Source organism: Brevundimonas sp. (assembly GCF_030656255.1).
In the GTDB taxonomy this organism is placed as follows: Bacteria; Pseudomonadota; Alphaproteobacteria; order Caulobacterales; family Caulobacteraceae; genus Brevundimonas.
Genome location: NZ_JAUSOE010000055.1, coordinates 1 through 20,049, shown reverse-complemented (window position 1 = coordinate 20,049; position 20,049 = coordinate 1). Strand labels below are relative to the sequence as shown.

At 68.2% G+C, this 20,049-nt stretch carries 18 protein-coding genes; 9 read left to right on the top strand and 9 right to left on the bottom strand.

What is annotated here, in order from left to right; genetic code table 11:
- From yidC to rpmH, 3 genes are all read right to left on the bottom strand, one after another.
- A partial coding sequence (gene yidC, locus Q7J26_RS06090; protein WP_304935606.1) for a membrane protein insertase YidC occupies positions 1–1,383 on the bottom strand: 1,383 nt, incomplete at its 3' end.
- Positions 1,380–1,784, bottom strand: a complete 405-nt coding sequence (gene rnpA, locus Q7J26_RS06085) for a ribonuclease P protein component (protein ID WP_304935605.1) — start codon at positions 1,782–1,784, stop codon at positions 1,380–1,382. The genes yidC and rnpA, both read right to left, overlap by 4 nt.
- Before the next feature lie 28 nt (positions 1,785–1,812).
- Positions 1,813–1,947: a 50S ribosomal protein L34 gene (gene rpmH / locus Q7J26_RS06080; protein WP_003164000.1), complete on the bottom strand. Its 135-nt coding sequence runs from the start codon at positions 1,945–1,947 to the stop codon at positions 1,813–1,815.
- Positions 1,948–2,073: 126 nt separating this feature from the next.
- Between rpmH and Q7J26_RS06075 the strand changes: the two genes are divergently transcribed.
- Positions 2,074–2,838, top strand: a complete 765-nt coding sequence (locus Q7J26_RS06075; protein ID WP_304935604.1) for a TVP38/TMEM64 family protein — start codon at positions 2,074–2,076, stop codon at positions 2,836–2,838.
- Positions 2,835–4,319 (top strand): sensor histidine kinase, encoded by a 1,485-nt coding sequence (locus Q7J26_RS06070; RefSeq protein ID WP_304935603.1) that lies wholly within the window; start codon positions 2,835–2,837, stop codon positions 4,317–4,319. The genes Q7J26_RS06075 and Q7J26_RS06070 overlap by 4 nt, the downstream gene beginning before the upstream one ends.
- A gap of 17 nt (positions 4,320–4,336) precedes the next feature.
- On the opposite strand, the gene Q7J26_RS06065 is transcribed toward Q7J26_RS06070, so the two are convergent.
- Entirely contained in the window at positions 4,337–4,600 is a 264-nt protein-coding gene (locus tag Q7J26_RS06065; RefSeq protein ID WP_008261527.1) for a hypothetical protein, read from the bottom strand.
- 153 nt (positions 4,601–4,753) lie between these two features.
- On the opposite strand from Q7J26_RS06065, the gene Q7J26_RS06060 reads away from it, so the two are divergent.
- Positions 4,754–5,272 (top strand): hypothetical protein, encoded by a 519-nt coding sequence (locus Q7J26_RS06060; RefSeq protein ID WP_304935602.1) that lies wholly within the window; start codon positions 4,754–4,756, stop codon positions 5,270–5,272.
- 10 nt (positions 5,273–5,282) lie between these two features.
- Here the strand turns inward: Q7J26_RS06060 and Q7J26_RS06055 are convergent, their stop codons facing one another.
- Entirely contained in the window at positions 5,283–6,332 is a 1,050-nt protein-coding gene (locus Q7J26_RS06055) for a ribonucleotide-diphosphate reductase subunit beta (protein ID WP_304935601.1), read from the bottom strand.
- A gap of 269 nt (positions 6,333–6,601) precedes the next feature.
- Here Q7J26_RS06055 and Q7J26_RS06050 point away from each other — a divergent pair, with 269 nt between their 5' ends.
- Complete coding sequence (locus Q7J26_RS06050; protein ID WP_304935600.1) at positions 6,602–7,258, top strand: glutathione S-transferase family protein; 657 nt, start codon at positions 6,602–6,604, stop codon at positions 7,256–7,258.
- A 674-nt stretch (positions 7,259–7,932) separates the two neighbouring features.
- The gene (locus Q7J26_RS06045) at positions 7,933–10,317 is read left to right on the top strand and encodes a TonB-dependent siderophore receptor (RefSeq protein ID WP_304935599.1); all 2,385 of its coding nucleotides are present in this window, start codon (positions 7,933–7,935) and stop codon (positions 10,315–10,317) included.
- Positions 10,318–10,323: 6 nt separating this feature from the next.
- On the opposite strand, the gene Q7J26_RS06040 is transcribed toward Q7J26_RS06045, so the two are convergent.
- Positions 10,324–12,444, bottom strand: coding sequence for a response regulator (locus Q7J26_RS06040; RefSeq protein WP_304935598.1), 2,121 nt, complete (start codon positions 12,442–12,444; stop codon positions 10,324–10,326).
- A 255-nt stretch (positions 12,445–12,699) separates the two neighbouring features.
- Here Q7J26_RS06040 and Q7J26_RS06035 point away from each other — a divergent pair, with 255 nt between their 5' ends.
- The 4 genes from Q7J26_RS06035 to Q7J26_RS06020 all read left to right on the top strand — a co-directional run bounded on the left by Q7J26_RS06035 (position 12,700) and on the right by Q7J26_RS06020 (position 15,400).
- Complete coding sequence (locus Q7J26_RS06035; protein WP_304935597.1) at positions 12,700–13,131, top strand: translation initiation factor IF-2; 432 nt, start codon at positions 12,700–12,702, stop codon at positions 13,129–13,131.
- 77 nt (positions 13,132–13,208) lie between these two features.
- The gene (locus tag Q7J26_RS06030; protein ID WP_304935596.1) at positions 13,209–13,826 is read left to right on the top strand and encodes a hypothetical protein; all 618 of its coding nucleotides are present in this window, start codon (positions 13,209–13,211) and stop codon (positions 13,824–13,826) included.
- Between the two features lie 247 nt (positions 13,827–14,073).
- Positions 14,074–14,724 carry a LysE family translocator gene (locus tag Q7J26_RS06025; RefSeq protein ID WP_304935595.1) on the top strand — a complete coding sequence of 217 codons (651 nt, stop codon included), beginning with the start codon at positions 14,074–14,076 and terminating at the stop codon, positions 14,722–14,724.
- 97 nt (positions 14,725–14,821) lie between these two features.
- Entirely contained in the window at positions 14,822–15,400 is a 579-nt protein-coding gene (locus Q7J26_RS06020; RefSeq protein WP_304935594.1) for a hypothetical protein, read from the top strand.
- A 72-nt stretch (positions 15,401–15,472) separates the two neighbouring features.
- Here Q7J26_RS06020 and Q7J26_RS06015 read toward each other — a convergent pair whose 3' ends face one another.
- The 3 genes from Q7J26_RS06015 to infB form a co-directional block, all read right to left on the bottom strand.
- Positions 15,473–16,564: a serine hydrolase gene (locus Q7J26_RS06015; protein ID WP_304935593.1), complete on the bottom strand. Its 1,092-nt coding sequence runs from the start codon at positions 16,562–16,564 to the stop codon at positions 15,473–15,475.
- Between the two features lie 75 nt (positions 16,565–16,639).
- The gene (locus Q7J26_RS06010) at positions 16,640–17,449 is read right to left on the bottom strand and encodes an AraC family transcriptional regulator (RefSeq protein ID WP_304935592.1); all 810 of its coding nucleotides are present in this window, start codon (positions 17,447–17,449) and stop codon (positions 16,640–16,642) included.
- Between the two features lie 121 nt (positions 17,450–17,570).
- A partial coding sequence (infB, locus tag Q7J26_RS06005) for a translation initiation factor IF-2 (RefSeq protein ID WP_304935591.1) occupies positions 17,571–20,049 on the bottom strand: 2,479 nt, incomplete at its 5' end.

The following is a 20,049-nucleotide window of genomic DNA, read 5'->3' as shown; positions in this document are numbered from 1 at the left end:
GATGGTGACGGTCAGCACCTTGTACAGGGCGTAGAAGACCGGGATCTGTAGCACCAGCGGAAGACAGCCGGCGACCGGATTGATCTTCTCCTTCTGGTACAGGGCCATCGTCTCCTGCTGCTGCTTCTGCGGATCGTCTTTGAACTTCTTCTTGATCTCCTCCATCTTGGGCTGGAGGTTCCGCATCTTGGACATGCTGGCGTAGGCGTTGTTGGCCAGCGGGAACATGATCAGCTTGACGATGACGGTCAGGGCCAGAATGGCGACACCGAAGCTGCCGACCAGGCCATAGACGTTTTCCAGGATCCAGAAGATCGGGCGCGTCAGGAACCAGAACATGCCCCAGTCGATCGCATAGACGAAGCGCGGCAGCTGCAGGGTCTCTTCATAGGTCTTCAGCACCTCGGCCCGCTTGACGCCGGCGAACAGGCGCTGGGTCTCGGTCGCGGTTCCACCGGGCTGGATGGTGCGGGCGGCGCCGAGGATATTGGCTTCCAGCTGCTGGCCGCCGTTGATGTCGCGGACGCGGAATTCGGTCTCGACCGCCTCGTTCTGCTGGGGCAGCAGGGCCGCCAGCCAGTATTTGTCGGTGATGCCCAGCCAGCCGCCGGTCGAGGCGTTCTCGATCCGCGGCTCCTTCAGCCAGTCCTTGTACTTCTTCTGCTCGGTCCGGTACTCGCCCGGCTTGCCGAAGGTGCCGATGGCCCCCTCGTGGACGATGTGGGACGATCCGGCCAGCGGCGGCACGCCCAGGCGCTGGACGCTGCCATAGGGGGCGATGGTGATGGCCTGGGTTCCCAGGTTCTGGACCGTGTCCAGGATCGAGAAGACATAGCGGTCATCGACCGACACCACGCGGGTGAAGCGCAGGCCCTGGCCGTTGTCCCAGGTCAGGGTCACAGGCGTCGTCGGGGTCAGGGTCGAACCGGCGGTCAGGCGCCAGACGGTGTTGGGCCCCGGAACCCCGCCGACCACATTGGGACCGGTCCAGCCGAACTGGGCGAAATAGGCGTTCTGCATGCCCTGCGGGCGGAACAGCTCGACGGGCTCAGGCTTGTCCTGCGTCTCTTTGTAGTCCGTCAGGAACAGGTCGTCGATGCGGCCGCCCTGCAGCGACAGCGAGCCCTTCAGCGTGCCCGACTGGATCGGCACGCGCGCGGCCGTGCTCAGCGCCTGGCTGCGGTCGGTCACGAAGGTCGGCCCCTGCGGGCTCAGCGCCGTGCGGGCGGCGTTCTCGGCCGTCTGGGACTGCTCGGCCTGGGCCTGCTGCTGGACGGCGCGGCGCTCGGCCTGCGGACGCAGCACGGCGAACCAGTAGACCCCCAGGATCAGGGCCGAGCACACGATGAAGATGATCGTGTTGCGCGAGTTCTCGTTTGTCATGGATTCGGGCGGTCCTGGCCGGATGGGGCGCGGGCGGGCGAGGGCCGGTCGGCCTTCGGTGTCGCCAGCCTTGTAAGCGTCGATTTCACGTCGTCAAGCAGACGGTCCCACGCACGCTCGGTCGTGCCCATTCGGGCGATGAAGACATAGTCGCTGCCGGGCAGGCCGTGAACGGGCAACATGGCCCGCGCAGCCTCGCGCAGCCGGCGTTTGGCGCGATTTCGCACCACGGCGCCGCCGATCTTGCGGGTGGCGGTGAAGCCCAGGCCGATGTGCGGCGAACCGTCGCCGCGCTCCAGCCTTTGAATCACCACGCCGCCGCGCGCCTCGGAAACGCCTTTGGCGGCCGCCAGGAACTGGGGCCGCCGCAACAGACGTTTGATCTGTAAAGGCTCGCTCATGCGTCCAAGGTCCGGACGCGCAAGCCGCTTACGCCGTCAGGCGCTTGCGGCCCTTGGCGCGACGGCGCGCAACAATCTTCTGGCCGTTCTTGGTGGCCATCCGGCTGCGGAAGCCGTGACGGCGCTTGCGCACGAGTCGCGACGGCTGATAGGTCCGCTTCACGGTCGGCTCCTGACGTTAAAAGGTTGGGCGACGGGGCAAGAGGCGTCCGTCGCAGGAAGGGCGGGCGTATAAGTCGCATGACCGCGCGAGTCAACGCTCGGTCGGCAATTCGGGAATGACGAGCGTATGGCGAAACGAACGGCGAAGGACTGGGCCCTGCGGCTGACGCCGCTGGCGGTCATCGCCGGCCTGGTGGCCGTCTTCTTCGCCCTGGGCTGGAACCGCTATCTGTCGATGGATCTGATCCGCGAGCACGGCCTGAACCTTCAGGCCTATGCCCAGGCCCATTGGTGGATCGCCCTGGTCGCCTTCGTCGCCGTCTACGCCGTGGCCACCGCCTCCACCATCCCCGGACCCGTCTTCCTGACCCTGCTGGGCGGCATGATGTTCGGCCCCTGGGTCGGGGCCCTGGCCCAGGCCGCCGGGGCCACCATAGGCTCCGTCGTCATCTATTCTGTCTATCGCACCTCGATCGGCACCTGGCTGCGGGCCAAGTTCGAGGCCGACGCCGGTTTCATGGATCGGATCGCCAAGGGGATCGACCGCAACGCCTTCACCACCCTGTTCACCCTGCGCGTCATTCCCAGCGTGCCCTTCGTCCTGGTCAACGCCACGGCGGGGATGATGGCGGTGCCGCTGCGGCCCTATGTGATCGCCACCTTCATCGGCCTGCTGCCGTCGACCTTCATCTACACCTGGATCGGATCCCAACTGGGCGGCCTGCTGCGGGCCGGGGTGCGGCCGGACCTGCCGATGCTGCTGCGCCAGTTCTTCTGGCCGCTGATGGGGGTGGTCTTCCTGTCCCTGCTGCTGCCCATCGGCATCAAACTGGTCCAGATGGCCCGCGCCCGTAGCGGGCGTGCGGCCTCGGCGAACAGGGCCGAGGCATGACCCCCCTGTTCGACAAGGTCGCGGCGGCCCTGAAACTGTCGCCTGAGGCGATTGAGGTGTGGCGCGAGCGGCTGCGCCCCCGGGCGCCGGACGGCCTGTCGGCGCGCCTGCTGCTGCTGACCGTGGCCTTCACCCTGGCGGTCGAGGCCCTGATCATGGGGCCGAACCTGGCCGCCTTCCACGAACGCTGGCTGCGCGACCGGCTCCAGGCCGCCGAACTGGCCTCGGTCGGGGTCGAGGCCCTGCCCTATAGCGCGGTCGAGGACGACACGGCGGCCGAGCTGATGCGGATCGGCGGGGTTCAGGCCGTGGCCCTGACCGAACAGGGGGTGCGCCGCCTGCTGCTCCAGGCCCCCAATCTGCCGCGCGCGCCCGAACTGATCGACCTGCGCCAGCAGAACAGCTGGGCGCGGCTGACCGACCCCTGGCGCACCCTGTTCGGCCATCCGGATCGATCGCTGCGGGTCCAGGCCAAGCCGCGCTATCGCTCGGGCGACTTCATCGAGATCGTCACCCCGGCCCAGCCGTTGAAGCTGGAACTGAAATCCTTCCTGCTGAACAGCCTGCTGGTGTCGCTGCTGGTGTCGGTCACGGCGGGCGCCCTGCTGTACGGCGGCCTGGCCCTTCTGGTGCTGCGGCCCTTGCGGCGTGTCACCCGGTCGATGGAACGGTTCGCCGCCGATCCCGAGAGCGAGGCCGAGGCGCCGTCCGACCGCCACGACGAGATCGGCCGGGTCGAGCGCGAGCTGTCGCGGATGCAGGAGGAGGTGCGCCAGTCCCTGCGCTCGCGCGCCCGTCTGGTCGCCCTGGGCGAGGCGGTGGCCAAGATCAACCACGACCTGCGCAACATGCTGACCTCGGCCCAGATGGCGTCCGAGCGGCTGGCGACCTCGGCCGACCCGCAGGTCGCCAAGGCCCTGCCCCGGCTGGAGCGGGCGCTGAGCCGCGCCGCCAGCCTGTCGCGCAATGTGCTGGAATACGGCCGCAGCGAGGAGCCGGCGCCCCAGAAGACCCGCGTGGTCCTGACCAAGGCCCTGACCCTGGCGGCCGAGGATGCGGGGCTGGAGCCGGACGGGGTGCGGCTGGTCAAACAGCTGCCCGCCCGGTTCGCGGTCGAGGCCGACCCGGATCAGCTCTATCGCATCCTGGTCAATCTGATGCGCAACGCCCGTCAGGCCATCGAGGCCGACGCGGGCCGACCGGCCGAGCGGCGCGGTCGGGGGGCCATCACGGTCAGCGCCTTCGGCGAGGACGGGGTCTGCGTGGTCCGGATCGCCGACGATGGACCGGGCATTCCCCCACGCCTGGCCGAACGCCTGTTCGAGCCCTTCGTCAGCTCCAAGAGCTCGGACGGATCAGGCCTAGGCCTGACCATATCGCGCGAACTGGCGGCCCTGCACGGCGGCGATCTGAGGCTGGTCCCCAGCGAAGGGGCCAATGAGGGAAGCGGGGCGGTTTTCGAACTGCGCCTGCCGGCCTAGACCTTCAAATCCGGAGCCTATTCCAGGCCGTCGTCCGAGACGATGAAGGCGCGGTTCGCCGCCTTGGCCTGGGCCGCCAATTCATCCTGCACCAGGTGCCAGCGCCGCAGCCGCTCATAATCGATGGCGTGTTCCGGCGAGGCGTCCAGCCAGTGGCGGAAATCCTCGATCTGCAGCCGGGCGTTCGGCGCGGCCGGATCGGGCAGGGCCGGAACGTTCGGCAGTTGACGCGCGACGTCGGCGGGGATCGGATAGTCTCCGGACGAGGTGCTTAGGATCATGAGGTCTGCTCGGTGGCGGGTTTGGCGTCAGAGAGATCACGACCATGACGTGAAGCGGCGTCGCGCGCCACCTTTTCGTCACGTCTGCGTTGTTGCGGATCGGCGCCGTTACGGCGAAGGTTGGTTGATAGGCCTTGAGCGAAGGATAGCTGCATGACCATCCGCATATCCCTGGTCAGCGCCCTGCTGGGAGCGGCCGCCCTGGCGGGCGCGGCTCACGCTCAGACGGCGCCCCAGACGCCCCCAGACCCCTATAGCGCGCCGGACCCGTACCGCGACCAGCGCGCCCTGCCTGATCCCAATGATCCAGCCGCGCGCGAGGCCTTGGAGCGGGCGCGGGGCGAGGCCTATCACCGCGCCGACGACTCCAAACAGACCGAGGAAGAGTTGCGTCTCACTCGAGCCCTGAACGACGAGATTGCGGCCCAGAACGCCCTGGCCGACAGCGCGGACGAGGCGGCCCGGCTGGACTATGACGCCGCCGTGGCCCGTCATCAGATCGAGGTGCGTCAAACCGAGGAACAGGCGCGGGCCGCGGCTGAGGCCACCCGGGCGGCCCAGGACCAGTACGACCGCGACTACGCGGCCTGGCGCGAGCAGGTGCGGCTATGTCAGTCGGGCTTCCGCGAGGCCTGCACGGCCCGACCCGCCTGGGTCAGGCCGCAGCAGTAACCAACAGGGCTCAGCCGGCGACCAGGCTCATGTCGCGGCGGGCCATCATCCGGTCGAACTCGGTCCAGACGCCGTCCGAACCGTGCCAATTGCCTTGCGTCGCCGCCTTCGAATATTCGGTGGCGCGGGCCTCGAAGAAGTTGGCGTGTTCGACGCCGGACAGCAGGGACTGCAGCCAGGGCAGCGGGTTTTCCTTCACCCCATAGACTTCGGGCAGCTTCAGCTGGCGCAGGCGCCAGTCGGCGATGAAGCGGATGTACTGCTTGATGTCCTCGGGGGTCATGCCGTCGACCGCGCCCATTTCGAAGGCCAGGTCGATGAACTTGTCCTCCATCTTCACCACCGTCTTGCAGCAGTCGACGATGTCGTCGGCCACGGTCTTGGTGACGGCCCCCGTCTCCTTGTTGAAGGCGTGGTACAGCTTGATGATGCCCTCGCAGTGCAGGCTTTCGTCACGCACCGACCAGGACACGATCTGGCCCATGCCCTTCATCTTGTTCTGGCGCGGGAAGTTCATCAGCATCGCGAACGACGCGAACAGTTGAACCCCTTCCGAGAAGCCGCCGAACATGGCGAGCGTCCGGCAGATGTCGGCGTCTGAATCCACCCCGAACTGGCCCATATAGTCGTGCTTGTCCCGCATGGCCTCGTATTCCATGAAGGCGCCGAACTCGCTCTCGGGCATGCCGATGGTCTCGAGCAGCAGGGCGTAGGCCGCGATATGGATGGTCTCCATATTGCCGAAGGCGGCCAGCATCATCTTGATCTCGGTCGGTTTGAACACCCGACCGTAGCGTTCCATGTAGTTGTCCTGAACCTCGATGTCCGCCTGGGTGAAGAAGCGGAAGATCTGGGTCAGCAGGCTGCGTTCATTGTCGTTCAGGGTCGAGGCCCAGTCCTTGACGTCCTCGCCCAGCGGCACTTCTTCCGGCATCCAGTGGACCTGCTGCTGCTTCTTCCACATGTCGAACGCCCACGGATAGCGGAACGGCTTGTAGGCGGCGGACGGGGTCAGAAGACCGGCGCGGTCGGGGCGGATGATCGGGGTGATGGCGTTCATCGAACTGGACCTGAAAGAGCGATTCCGGAGAGGGGTTCACCATGCGACTCAGCGCGCCCGGCGCCAAGCCGGAAATCACCTATATGGTGATCAAAATTGTCCTACCCGCTACATGTTGTGGTTTGGATTGAGGAAACTGGGGACGGGCCTGGGGATGGCGCGGAGAGATCAAGCTTGACCGACCAAACACCGGGCCTTGATCGCAGACTCCGCTGGAGACAGCATCTGACGGACTGAGCGTTGACGATCGAGATCAAGGGAACGCCGCTATGAGTTTCACCGTCTATGGCGCCGCCGGGTCCGGATCGGATCCGGTCGAGGCGGCCCTGACCCTGCTGGGTCTGGACTACACCGTCGTCGAGGCCCCGACCTGGGAGGGGGAGGCCGAGCGGGACAAGGTGGCGCCGGTCAATCCGATGCGGCAGTTGCCGGTCCTGGTCACGCCCGATGGCGAGATCCTGACCGAGAGCGCCGCCATACTGATCTGGCTGGCCGACCGTCATCACCCCGCCAGTCGTGCCGGGGCGGGGCTGGCGCCCGGGGCGGACGACGCCCGACGCGGCCAGTTCCTGCGCTGGATGAGTTTCGTGCCGGCCGCCATCTATTCGATGTACTGGGTGCGGGACGTGCCTTCGCGGCTGGCGGGCGACGATCTGGAGGATCAGGCGCGCATCCTGCAACGCACCGAGGACCGGATCGCCGAATGCTGGGGGATGATGGACAGCCAGATCGAACCGGGGCGGTTCCTGCTGGGCGAGACCCTGACGGTGCTGGACCTCTATGTGGCCGTGGCCAGTCGGTGGACGCCGAGACGCGCGCGTTTCTATGAGGTCGCGCCCAAGATGGCGGAGGTGGTGAAACGGGTGGATGAGTTGCCGGAACTCAAGGCCATTTGGGCTGAACGGTTTCCGTTCGAACCCGGCTGATCGAGGGGCGCGCTCTCGCTCACCTCCCCGTCGGCGAAGGCCGGCGGGGAGGACAGGCGGGAGCGTCAGCGAACGCCAGGAGGGGGCGACTCGGTGTCAGAAGCGGGCAAGGGTCATCACCACCGTCGGAGTCGCCCCCGCCTGGTCGCAAGCGCGACCTGTCCTCCCCACGCGCCTTCGCGCGCGGTGGAGGTGATGCGGACCTGTCCCTTTCGTCATTCCGGGCGAAGCGAAGCGGAGACCCGGAACCCAGCGGCGCCGAAGGCGAAATCTGTCCGCCACACGATGCTGGACCCGCGAGTCCGCGACAGGTTCGCGCTCTCGCGCGCCGCTGGGTTCCGGGTCTTCGGGCCAAGCGGCCCTTCGCCCGGAATGACGAAAGGGAGGGTGTAGTTTTTCTACGCCCTGCCCTCAGCAAACATGGCCCCTCCCGCGCATTGACCCGCCGCATCTCCGCCCTGATATGGCCATGACCGCGAGGCGCTCCCCCTGACCGCGCGGTCGGAGACGACGATGTCCACAGTCCTGACACAGGCCGGCCTTTATCGGCGCGGCGGACGATGTAGCGGCTGAAGCCGCCCAATCCGGCACATCCAACCCCATAGGCCGGACGTCGAAGACGCCGGTTCCGCGCGCCCGTGCGCGCCAAGAAACAATCATCAGGAAATCTCTCAATGCGCACCGCCTTCCGAGCCGCCTCGCCGGCTCTTCTCGCCACCGTCTCCGCCGTCGCCCTGCTGAGCGCCGCGCCCGCCTTCGCCCAGGAAGCCGCCGCCCCCCAGACCACGGATGACGCTGCGACCGTGGACGAGATCGTCGTCACCGGCACCCGCGCGCCCAATCGCTCGCGCCTCGACACCCTGGCGCCGGTCGATGTGGTCACGGCCCAGAGCCTGCAGAACCGGGGCACGACCGAGTTCGCGACGGCCCTGGCCCAGTCGGTGCCGTCCCTGACCTTCCCGCGCCCCTCGGCCAATGACGGCAGCGACTCGATCCGTCCGGCGACCCTGCGCGGCCTGTCGCCGGACCAGACCCTGGTCCTGGTCAACGGGACGCGCCGCCACGCCTCGGCCCTGGTCAACACCAACGGCGTCGTCGGCCGCGGCTCGGCCGCCGTCGACCTGAACGCCATTCCGACGGCGGCCCTGGACCGGGTCGAGGTGCTGCGCGACGGGGCCTCGGCCCAGTATGGCTCGGACGCCATCGCCGGGGTGGTGAACCTGCGGCTGAAGGAGGCCTCCAGCGGCGGCGGGGCCAGCGTCACCTATGGCCAGTATCTGACCACGGTGAAGACCGCGCGCGGCGAGCGCGACGAGGAGGACGGCGCCACCACCACCGCCTCGGCCTGGCAGGGTTTCGCACTCGGCGAAGACGGCTTCCTGACCCTGTCGGCGGAATATCTGAACCGCGAGTCCACCAACCGCTCGGACTATGACCCCCGCGCGGCCGCAAACGGCGCGGTGACCGCCCGGTTCGGCGATCCGGACGTCGAGCAGTGGACCGTCTTCGCCAACGCCGGCAAGGGACTGGGCAATGGCTGGGAGGCCTATGGCTGGGCCGGTTATCAGGACCGCGACAGCTCCGGCGCCGCCTTCCCGCGCCTGTCGGACAACGTCAACAACGTCACGAGCGTCTATCCGAACGGCTTCCTGCCCAAGGTGGCGGTCAATTCCCAGGACGCCTCCCTGGCCGGCGGCCTGCGCGGCGTGGTCGCCGGATGGGACGCCGACGTCAGCCTGGTCTATGGCCGCAACGCCCTGGATTTCCGCACCGAGGATTCGCTGAACTCGACCTATGGGGCGGCGTCGCTGACCAGTTTCGATTCCGGCAGCCTGATCTATGACCAGCTGGTGCTGGGCGCCGATTTCAGCCGTCAGTTCGAGGCCGGTCTGGCGGGCGGGCCGCTGAACCTGGCCTGGGGTCTGGAGCAGCGCTGGGAGAATTACCAGATCGAGGCGGGCCAGCCCGAGAGCTATAATCGCGGGCCGCTGGGGTCGAACACGGCCCTGTCGGGCGGGGCCCAGGGCTTCCCCGGCTTCCAGCCGTCGAACGAAGTGGACGTCGACCGCGACAATTTCGCCGCCTACGCCGACATCGAACTGCCGATCACCGACAAGCTGACGGTCGCCGGCGCGGTGCGGTTCGAGGACTATTCCGACTTCGGCGACACCCAGACGGGCAAGCTGTCGGGCCGGTATGACTTCACGCCCAACTTCGCCCTGCGCGGCTCGGTCTCGACCGGCTTCCGCGCCCCGTCGCTGCAACAGTCCTATTTCACCTCGACCTCGTCGGTGATCCAGGACGGGGCGGTGGTGGAGACCGGCACCTTCCCGTCGGTCAGCCCGGTGGGGACGGCCCTGGGCGGACGGCCGCTGAAGCCCGAGACCTCGACCAACTATTCGCTGGGCGCCGTGGTGCGGCTGGGGGCCTTCGACCTGACGGTGGACGCCTACAAGATCGACATCGAGGACCAGATCGTCCTGTCCGAGCTGATCCGCGACCCCGCCCTGCTGACCCCGCTGGGGGTTCAGGCGGCGCGCTTCTTCCTGAACGGGGTTTCGACCTCGACCGAGGGGGTGGACGTGGTCGGCCGCTATCGCCTGCCGACCGACAGCGTCGGCGATTTCGACTTCACCGTGGCCGCCAACTTCAACGACGTCTCGGTGGACAGCAACCTGTCGACCACCCTGTTCGGTCGCCAGCGGATCCTGACCATCGAAGAAGGCACGCCGGACGTGAAGGTCTCGGCCGGCGCCGACTGGAATCTGGACAAGTGGGGCGCCACGCTGCGGGCCACCTATTACGGCGACGTGCTGCAACCGGGATCGGTCGCGGCCAACGACTATCGTACCGGCGACAAGACGGTGATCGATCTGGAAGGCCGGTATCAGCTGACCGACCGGGTCGGCCTGGCGGTCGGGGCGGACAATCTGTTCGACGAATATCCGGACGCGACGCCGGCGTCGCTGAACTCGAACGGGGTGCTGGGCTATCCCTACAACTCGCCGTTCGGCTTCAACGGGCGGTTCGTCTATGCGCGGGTCAACCTGACCTGGTAGGCGGATTTAGGCGGCCTGGGCGTCGTCGCTGCGCACGGCGGCGGCGTCCATCGCGTCGTTCATGGCCTGATATAGACGCGCCTGGGTGATCGGCTTGGCGACATGGGCGTCCATGCCGGCGGTCAGGCAGCGGGCCACGTCCTCGGGCATGGCCTCGGCGGTGACGGCCAGGATGGCGGTTCCGGCCGCAGGCCCGTCCATGGCGCGTATGGCGCGGGTGGCGGCGACGCCGTCCATCACCGGCATGCGGATGTCCATCAGCACCAGGTCAAACGCTGCCGCCGCGACGGCGTCCACGGCTTCGCGACCGTCGCAGGCCTCGGTGGTCTCGCAGTCGGCGGCCTGCAGCATGATCCGCAGAAGATCGCGGTTGGCGGGATGATCATCGACGATCAGGACCCGCATGCGGCGCTCCTCCAGCGGCGTCGTCTCGGCCGCCGGCGCGGCGGCCACCGCCTGGGCTGGAATTTCCACCGTGAAGGTCGTCCCCTTGTACGGCGCGCTTTCGACGGTCACGATCCCGCCCAGCCGGTCGATGTGGTTCTTGGCCAGGGCCAGGCCGACGCCTGCCCCCTCGTGGGCGCGGCTGGTGGTGGCGTCCGCCTGCTCGAACAGGCTGAAGATTCCGGCGAGAACATCCTCGGTCATGCCGCAACCGGTGTCATTGATCGCGAAACGCAGCCGGTCGCCCACTCGCTCCACCCCGATGCGCACGCCGCCCTTGCCGGTGAACTTCACCGCATTGCTGCCCAGGTGGTGCAGAATCTGACGCAGGCGCCGTCCGTCCGTCAGGACCAGGCCTTCCGTACCGGGAGCGAGGGTCACAGCGAAGTTCAGCCCCCGGACAGTGGCCCATTCGCGTGCAGGCCCCACGGCCTCCTCGATCAGGGTGGAAAGGTCCACCGGCTTCAGGTTCAGCGCAGAACAGCCGTTCGACACCTCCAGCAGATCCTCGATCAGACGCAGCATGGCCTCGCCGCACTGATGAACGGCTTCGACCTGACGCCGGCCCTCGGCGTCCAGCTCGGGACGTCGCGACAGCAGGTCCGCATAGCCGGTGATCCCGGTCAGGGGGGTGCGCATCTCGTGGCTCATCATGGCCAGGAACCGGGACTTGGCCGCGTCCGCCCGTTCGGCGCGCTTCAAGGCGGCCACGGCGGCTTCGGTGCGGACATTCAGACGGGCGACAAGGCGACGCCGTTCGGTCGACAGGGCGGTGATCGGCAGGGCCGTGCCCACCACGGCCAGGAGAAACAGATGAAGCACGTTCATCTGTCGCATCACGCTGGGAACCCCCTCCAGAGCCGGGTCGAAGGCCAGCCGGGTCAGGACCACGGGTCCATGGCCGGTGACGGTGGCTCCAGCCCCGATGACGGAAACCAGGATCACTGCGCCGGCGGTCCACGGGGGAGACAGGCGGAAGGCCAGCAGGATCAGCGGCGGGAAGATGACGAACAGAATGGGCGCCATGTTTTGACCGAAGGCCCACAGGGCTGCAGCGGCCACGAGACCCATCAGAATGACGAACTCGGCGGGCGAGGCCTGGGCGTCCTTTTGGAAACGATGATTGCGCGCGACCAGCAACAGGGTCGGCGTGACGATCATCATCGCCAGCAGTTCCATGTCGAACAGATGGCGCATGCGGAAGCCGAGGCTTTCCAGCGGCGGGCGCCCGGCGAGGACGGCGATCAGACCTGCGAGCAGGGTGGTCACGGCGACGGCCGGAACCCCTGCCCCGACGGCGAAGCGGAACAGGCGGAGGGGGCGCCGCATATCGAGGGCCGCGCCGCATAGGCGTCGGGCCAGCAGGGCCGCGATCACCACCTGCAACAGGTTCAAGGCGACATTGCTCACCGCGAACAGGAGGGGGTCGCCCCGGACGATATTGCTGGCCAGATTGATCAGGACGCAGCCGAGCATAACGCCCATGGCCTTGTCCCGGCGCAGTTGCAGAACGGCGGCCAGGAGTACGGCGTTGGCGGGCCACATGACGGTGGCCTGCAGGGCCGCGATGCTCCACTGGCCCAGCAGCTGGCTGGCGACGAACAGCACCACATAGAGCCAGGGCGGCGGCCCCGCCTCCAGGCCGGCGTCGTGGCGGAAAAATCGCCAGCGCCCGCGTCCCAAACTCGATCTGCTCCGACCCATACCATAAGGCTGGACCAAAGCCCTTAGAATCCCGTTCTTCAAAACCTAGGTAGAATTGCGGATTCAGATCGTCGACGCCCCAGCGGCCTTCAAAGGTCTTGGCGCCCTTTTACTGTGTTGCAGTCCGGCGCGTGCAAGCCTTATCGATGTTGAGGATCTGACACGGCGACGGCTTGTCCGCGCCCTTGTTGGAGCAACTGTGCGGCGCCCGCCGCTCTTTTGGAGTTTCCGCCCATGCGTCTTCTGTCTTGCGCCGCCGCCCTGATCCTGGCCGCCGCCCCCGGCCTCGCCGCCGCCCAGATCGGGCTCGCCCCCGCCACGCCCGCCCCGACCGAGGCCCAAAGCCCGGACGAGGCGGCGTTCGAGGCCCGCGCCAACGCCTTCGGCGAGACGATGGGGACTATGGCGGCAGAGATGCAGGCCGCTGCGGCCCAGACGGACACGGCCAAGGCGAAGTCCGACCTCGATGCGATCCAGGCGCGCTATCAGCCCCAGGTCGACGCCTTCGCCGCCGAGGTTCAGACCTTTGCGGTCTCTCAAGGCGCGCCGGCGGAGCAGATGGCGGCCGTCGCACAGCAGATCAAAAGCATCCCGGCCCAGGCGCGGGCCGAGGCCGAGGCGGAGGCCGCCGCCCCAGCGACCCCCGCGCCCGCCACGCCGCAATAGGCCGCCTTACCGCGATTTCACTTGAGGCGAGGCGGGCTTGGGCGGAGTTTGTGCGGGTCATCAACGGGGAACCTCCCATGATCCGCGCGCTCAGCCTGACGGCCGCCCTGGCCCTTCTGCCCCTCTCCTCGGCGCTCGCGCAGAATGCGTCCCAGGAAGCGCCGGCCACAGGCGGGGCTCACCGCCCTGACTCCGCCGAGGCCCGGCTCGAAACCGCCGCCGAGGCCTTCGAAGCGCGGATGGAGGCTTTCGGCAAACGCGCCGAGGCCATTTCCGAAGATCAGAGCCTGAGCGAGAGCGTACGCGGCCAGCGTGTCGCCGCGCTCTGGTCCGAATACGCGCCCGACGTCGCCGCCTTCACCGCCGAAGCCACCCGACACGCGTCCGAACTGGCCGCCGAGGCGTTGAAGGACATCGATATCGACGCCCTAGTCGAGGACGCCCTGAACGACCCCGAGGTCAAACAGGCGATGGAAGAGGGGCTGCAACAGGGCGTCGCCGCCGGAACCGGCATCGCCCGCAACAGCGCCTGGACCAATCCCGATCCCGAACAGATGGTGACCTACGGTCTGATCGCCCAGTATGCGATGGACCAGGCGGCGGACGCCGTGGTCGCGGAAGAAGAGGCGCCGGAAACACCGGAGGCCCCAGAAGCGCCCGAAGCCCCGGAGCCGCCCGAAACGCCGGCCGCCTGACACTGCTCCTAGGGCTCTTTCGTCATTCCGGGCGCAGCGCAGCGGAGACCCGGAACCCAGCGGCGCCGAAGGCGAAATCTATCCGCCGCACGCTGTTTGAAGATCGGGTCCGCGACAGGTTCGCGCTCGCGCGCGCCGCTGGGTTCCGGGTCTTCGGGCCAAGCGGCCCTTCGCCCGGAATGACGAAAGAGAGAAGAAACAGGGCCTCTTCTTGACCGCGCGCGCGATCACAGCGACATCGCGCCGCATGTCCGCCCTGCCCGTCGATCCGCACCTCTATTCGACCTTCCTGGGCGTCATGGTGGTGATGGCCATCACGCCCGGCCCCGCCAATCTGTTCGCGGTCGCGACAGGTGTGGAAAAGGGCCGAGCCTCGGCCCTGGTCGGGGTGGTGGGCATGAACTGCGCGACCCTGGTCTGGTTCGCCGCCGCCGCCCTGGGCCTGGGCGCCCTGGTCAAGGCCTTCCCCGACGCCTTCCACATCATCGCCATACTGGGCGCCCTCTATGTCGCCTGGCTGGGGATCAAGGCCCTGCGCGGCGCCTTGCAAGACACCGCCCCGACCGACCCCCAGCAGCCCGACCACGCCGTCGTTGTGCGCAAAGGGCGCAGCGCCTTCGTCGACGGTTTCGCGGTCCAGATCGCCAATCCAAAGGCCATCCTGTTCTTCACCGCCGTCCTGCCGCCGTTCCTGGACGTTGATCGGCCCGTCGTCCCGCAACTGGCCCTGTTCGCCCTGGCCGTCATCGGCATGGATATGATGTCGATGAGCGCCTACGCCCTGTCCGGCGCCGCCTTGTCGCAGCGCATGCAGCAGCCTCGGTTCCGGCGCGGCTTCGGCCTGTTCGTCGGCATCCTTTTGCTGACGGCGGCCGTACTGATTGTATTGCGGCTCTAGACGCAGCCGGGCTTCGTCCTAGATTGGTTGGGAACATGGCCGTTCATGCGCCGTTCAGCCGCCAGCGCGCCCGAATGGGCGATCAAGGAGTCGATTCATGAAAGCCCTATCCAGAAAGACGCCGGCGCTCAGAGCCCTGGCGATGACGGCTGTCGCGGGGCTGGCCTTGGCCGCCTGCGCCACCGCCACCCCGTATCAGCCCGCCGGCTTCAACGGCCAGCGCGGCGGCTATGCCGAACAGCGGGTCGAGAACAACCGCTACCGCGTCAGCTTCGCCGGCAACTCGGTGACCTCGCGCGAACAGGTCGAGATGTCCCTGCTGCTGCGTTCGGCCGAGCTGACGGTCGAGAGCGGCTATGACTGGTTCGCCACCGTCAACCGCGCCACCGACCGCGACACCCGCTTCGTCACCACCCCGGACCCCTTCTACAGCCGCTACAACAGCTTCTACGGCCCCTACTGGGGTCCGTCGTGGCGCTATTACCGCGGCGGCTTCTGGAGCCCGTGGGACCGTTGGGGCGCCAATGACGTCGATGTTCGCCAGATCGACCGCTACGAGGCCAACGCCGAAATCATCATGGGCCGCGGCCCCAAACCCGCCGGCGATCCCAACGCCTTCGACGCCCGCGAAGTGATCCAGAACCTGTCCTCGCGCGTCACCCGCCCGGCGGCTTAAGCCGCCGCAAGCGCCAACAGAAAAGGCCCGGAACCACGGTTCCGGGCCTTTGTCGTTTCAGGGCGCGCCCGCCTATTGCATCGCCGCCAGGGCGTGGCCGGCGATCAGGGCGTCGGCCAGACCGTGCGGATTGCGGACATTGTAGTTCTCGGTCGTCACCACCACGACCGTGTCCAGGTCCGGAACGATCACCACCTTGTTGCCGCCGGTCCCCGCCATCGCCCAGGCGGGATGGGCCACGCCGCCGACCTGATAGGTCGGCAACCAGACCAGATAGCCGTAGTCGCCCCGTTCGGGATCGACCGTGGAATGCGGGGCGGTCATGGCCTTTGCAAAGGCCTCCGGCAGCACCTGACGGCCGTCCCAACGCCCCTGGTTCAGCAACAGCTGGCCCAGGGTCAGCAGGTCGCGACTGCGCAGCCCCAGGCCGCCGCCGCCCTGGGCCAGACCCGTCGGCGACGTCTGCCATTGCTCGCCCTCGATCCCCAGCGGGCCGAACAGGGCCTCGCGCGCAAACGCCTGAAGCGGTTCGCCCGTCGCCGACTGGACCACGGCGCCCAGGGTGGTCACGCCGGCGGTGCAGTAGCTGAAGGCCCGGCCATAGGGCTGGTCCGCCGGTTTGGGGATCCAGGCCGGGAACCCCCGGATCGGCAGGTCCAGGGCGAACTTGACCCAGTCCTCGATCAGATACATCCGCTCCTCGTTGCCGCGCGAGAAGGAATTGTCGTCGTCGCATTCCAGCAGCGAGCTCATGGTTAGAAGATCCTCGACCGTGATCGCGGCCTTGCGCGGGTCGGGATTGTCGAACGGCCCATGGTCGGCGACGAAGGGCAGGATCGGGGCGTCGACGCTCGCGATGTCGCCGCGCGCGACGGCGGCGCCGACCAGCATGGCGGTGACCGTCTTGGTCACGGAGCGGGTGTTGCGCCGGCTCTCGCGCCCGGCTTCGTCAAAATAGACCTCATGCACCAGCCGGCCGTGCCGGGCGATCAGGACGCTGGTGATCTTCTGGAAGGTCCCGGCGCGGACGGCGGCGTCCATGGCCGCCAGCCCCTCGGCCGAGACGTTCTGGCTTTCAGGCGCGGCGACGGGCCAGGCCGGTTCGGCCAGGACCGGAGAGGAGATGAGCGCGAGCCCGAGGGCCGCGAAAAGCAGGGGACGCATGACAATCCTTGAAGAGAAGCGAGACCCGAGGTGTGGCAGGATGCGCGCGCCGGGTCTTGAACAGGTGAAACCGGCTCAGGCGAACAGGGCGCGATAGCGGCCGGGCGTCAGGCCGTAGATATGACCGAACTCACGGGTCAGATGGCTCTGGTCAGCATAGCCGCCGAGCGCGGCCAGTTCGGCCAGGTCCACGCCCCGGGCCAGACGCCCCGCCGCCCGGTCGGCCCGCGCCTGGCGAATGGCGGCGGCCGGCGAACGGCCGAAATGGCGACGATAGCGGCGCGCCAACGAGACGGCGTGGACGCCGACGATGCGCGCCACGGTCGCCACCTCCAGCCCCGGCTGGTCGGCCAGGTCGTGCAGGACCTCATGGGCCCGCAGCAGCCACTCCGGCGCGGGGTCCTCGTTCAGGTCGCCGGGGGTCAGCACCGCCGCCGCCAGATCCAGGGTCAGCCCCTCCATCGCCACGGCGTCGCCCGCCGCGAACCGGCCGGCCACCCCGATCAGACGTCGCGCCGCGCCTTCAGCCAGGGCGCCGCGCAACCGCATAGGATCGCCGCGCCCGGCGCTCTTGGGCGGATCGAAGCTGATCGACAGGAAGCGGCCGCCGGCGACGGTGAAACAGTCGCGATGTTCGACGCCCGGCGGATTCCACACCAGGGCGCCGGGACCGAAGGCGGCGCCCTTGGGCGTCAGGGGGTCATGCGCCAGGCTGCAATAGCCGTCGTCGAGCGCCAGGATGAAATGGGCGTCGTCATGGGCGTGAAACACGACGCTCTCGGGCGGACGGTCGGCGATCCACAGGCCGACGCGAAAACCCCCGGCCTCGACCGTTCGCGACGCCGCGCCGAAGAAGTCGCCGGACGACAGATGTGGTCTGGCCATGAACCGATCCCCGCGCGGCGTCTCCCGCCACGCTTGGCATCATGCGCGGGACTCGCGCAAAGAAAATGGCCCGGAACCTGGGTTCCGGGCCTGTCTCTGTCGGTGATGTCGCGACCTTGGACTAGTCCAGGGTGCGCTTGATCTCTTCGACCGTGAAGCACTCGATATAGTCGCCTTCCTTGATGTCCTGGAAGCCCTGGAACTGCATGCCGCACTCCTGGCCCGCCGTGACTTCGTTGACCTCGTCCTTGAAGCGTTTGAGCGTGTTGAGCACGCCCAGCTCCAGAACCACCACGTCGTCGCGAACGATACGGACGCGGGCGCCCTTGCGGACCACGCCTTCCGACACCCGGCAACCGGCGATCTTGCCGATCTTGGAGATGTCGAACACCTGCAGGACGGCGGCGTTGCCCAGGAAGGTTTCCCGTTGCAGCGGCGCCAGCATGCCCGACAGCACGCCCTTAATATCGTCCAGCAGGTCGTAGATGATCGAATAGTAGCGGATCTCGACGCCCTCGCGGTCGGCCAGATCACGCGCCTGTTTCGAGGCCCGGACGTTGAAGCCCAGGATCGGCGCCCCGGCCGACTTGGCCAGGTTGACGTCGCTCTCGGTGATGCCGCCGGCGCCGGAATAGACCGTGCGGGCGCGCACCTCGTCGGTGCTCATCTTGTCCAGCGAGCTGACGATGGCTTCGGCCGAACCCTGCACGTCCGCCTTGATGACGACCGGCAGTTCCGAGACCTTCTTGGACTGCAGGCGGGACATCATGTCGACCAGCGACACCGAGCCGCCCGAGACCTGAGCCTTTTCGCGCTTCACCCGCTGGCGGTATTCGGTCAGCTCGCGAGCGCGGGCTTCAGATTCCACCACGGCGAAGACGTCGCCCGGAGACGGGGCCTCGTCCAGACCGAGGATTTCGACCGGGACGGACGGACCGGCTTCGGTCAGCTGCTCGTTGCGTTCGTTCAGCAGGGCGCGAACCTTGCCCCACGATCCGCCGGCCACGACGATGTCGCCGCGCTTCAGCGTGCCGCGTTTGACCAGGACGGTGCCGACCGGGCCGCGACCCTTGTCCAGCTTGGCCTCGATGACCACGCCCTCGGCCGAGCGATCGGCGTTGGCGCGCAGGTCCATGACCTCGGCCTGGACCAGGATGGCCTCAAGCAGGCCGTCCAGATTGGTGCGGTTCTTGGCCGAGACCTCGATGATCTGGGTGTCGCCGCCCAGGCTCTCGGCGATGACTTCGTACTGCAGCAGTTCGTTGACCACCTTCAGCGAGTTCGCGTCCGGCTTGTCGATCTTGTTGACCGCGACGATCAGGGGAGCCCCGGCCGCCTTGGCGTGCTGGATGGCCTCGATCGTCTGCGGCATGACGCCGTCGTCCGCGGCGACGACCAGAACCACGATGTCGGTCACATTGGCGCCGCGCGCCCGCATGGCCGAGAAGGCGGCGTGGCCCGGGGTGTCCAGGAAGGTGACCTTCTGGCCGTCTTCCAGGCGCACCTGATAGGCGCCGATATGCTGGGTGATGCCGCCGGCTTCGCCGCCGGCGACGTCGGTGGTGCGCAGGGCGTCCAGCAGCGAGGTCTTGCCGTGGTCGACGTGGCCCATGATGGCCACGACCGGAGCGCGGGTCTCGGCCGCCTCGGCGTCGTCGGCGTCGCCCAGGAAGCCGAACTCGATGTCGGATTCAGAGACGCGCTTGACCGCCATGCCGAACTCTTCGGCCACCAGTTCGGCGGTGTCGGAGTCGATCACGTCGTTGATCTTCATCATCAGGCCCTGTTTCATCAGGAACTTGATGATGTCGACGCCGCGCACGGCCATCCGGTTGGACAGCTCCTGCACAGTGATGATGTCAGGGATGACCACTTCGCGCGGACGGTTCGGCGCATCGGTCGATCCGCCCTTGCGCTTTTCCTTCTCGCGTTCGCGGGCGCGGCGGACCGAGGCCAGCGAGCGCATGCGCTCGGCGGCGTCGCCGTCGCCGACCACGGACTGGATGGTCATGCGGCCTTCGCGGCGCTTCGGTTCGCCGCGCGTGCGGCTGACCGCCTTGCCGGCGTCGGAGAAACGCTTCTCGCGATCGTCGTCGCGACCGACCGGACGGCCGAAGCCGGCGCCGGGGGCGCGGGCCGGACGCAGAACATTGGCCTCGGCCGGGGGTGCGTTCGGGGTCGGACGACCGCCCGGGCCGGTGCGCGCGCCGCCGGGACGGGCGGCGCCGGGGGCCGGACGCGGGTTCAGGGCCGAATAACGGACGGGTTCAGCCGGCTTGGCGCCTTGCGGACGACCTGCGCCGCCGGGGGCCGGACGGGCGCCCTGGGGACGCTCGGCCTGCGGACGGTCGGTCTGCGGGCGATCCGTATAGGACCGTTCGCCGCCGCCCATGGCCTGTTCCCGGGCCGAACGACCGCCGAAGGCGGGACGCTCGGGCGCCGCGCGCTGCGGATTGCCGGGCTTGGGCACGCGCTGGCCGAAGTTGACGACCGGACGGGCCGGAGCCGCCGGACGCGCCGGAGCTGCAGGAGCGGCGGCGACAGGCGCGGCGGGGGCTGGAGCCGGCGTCGGAGCCGGTGCGACGGGAGCCGGAGCGGCG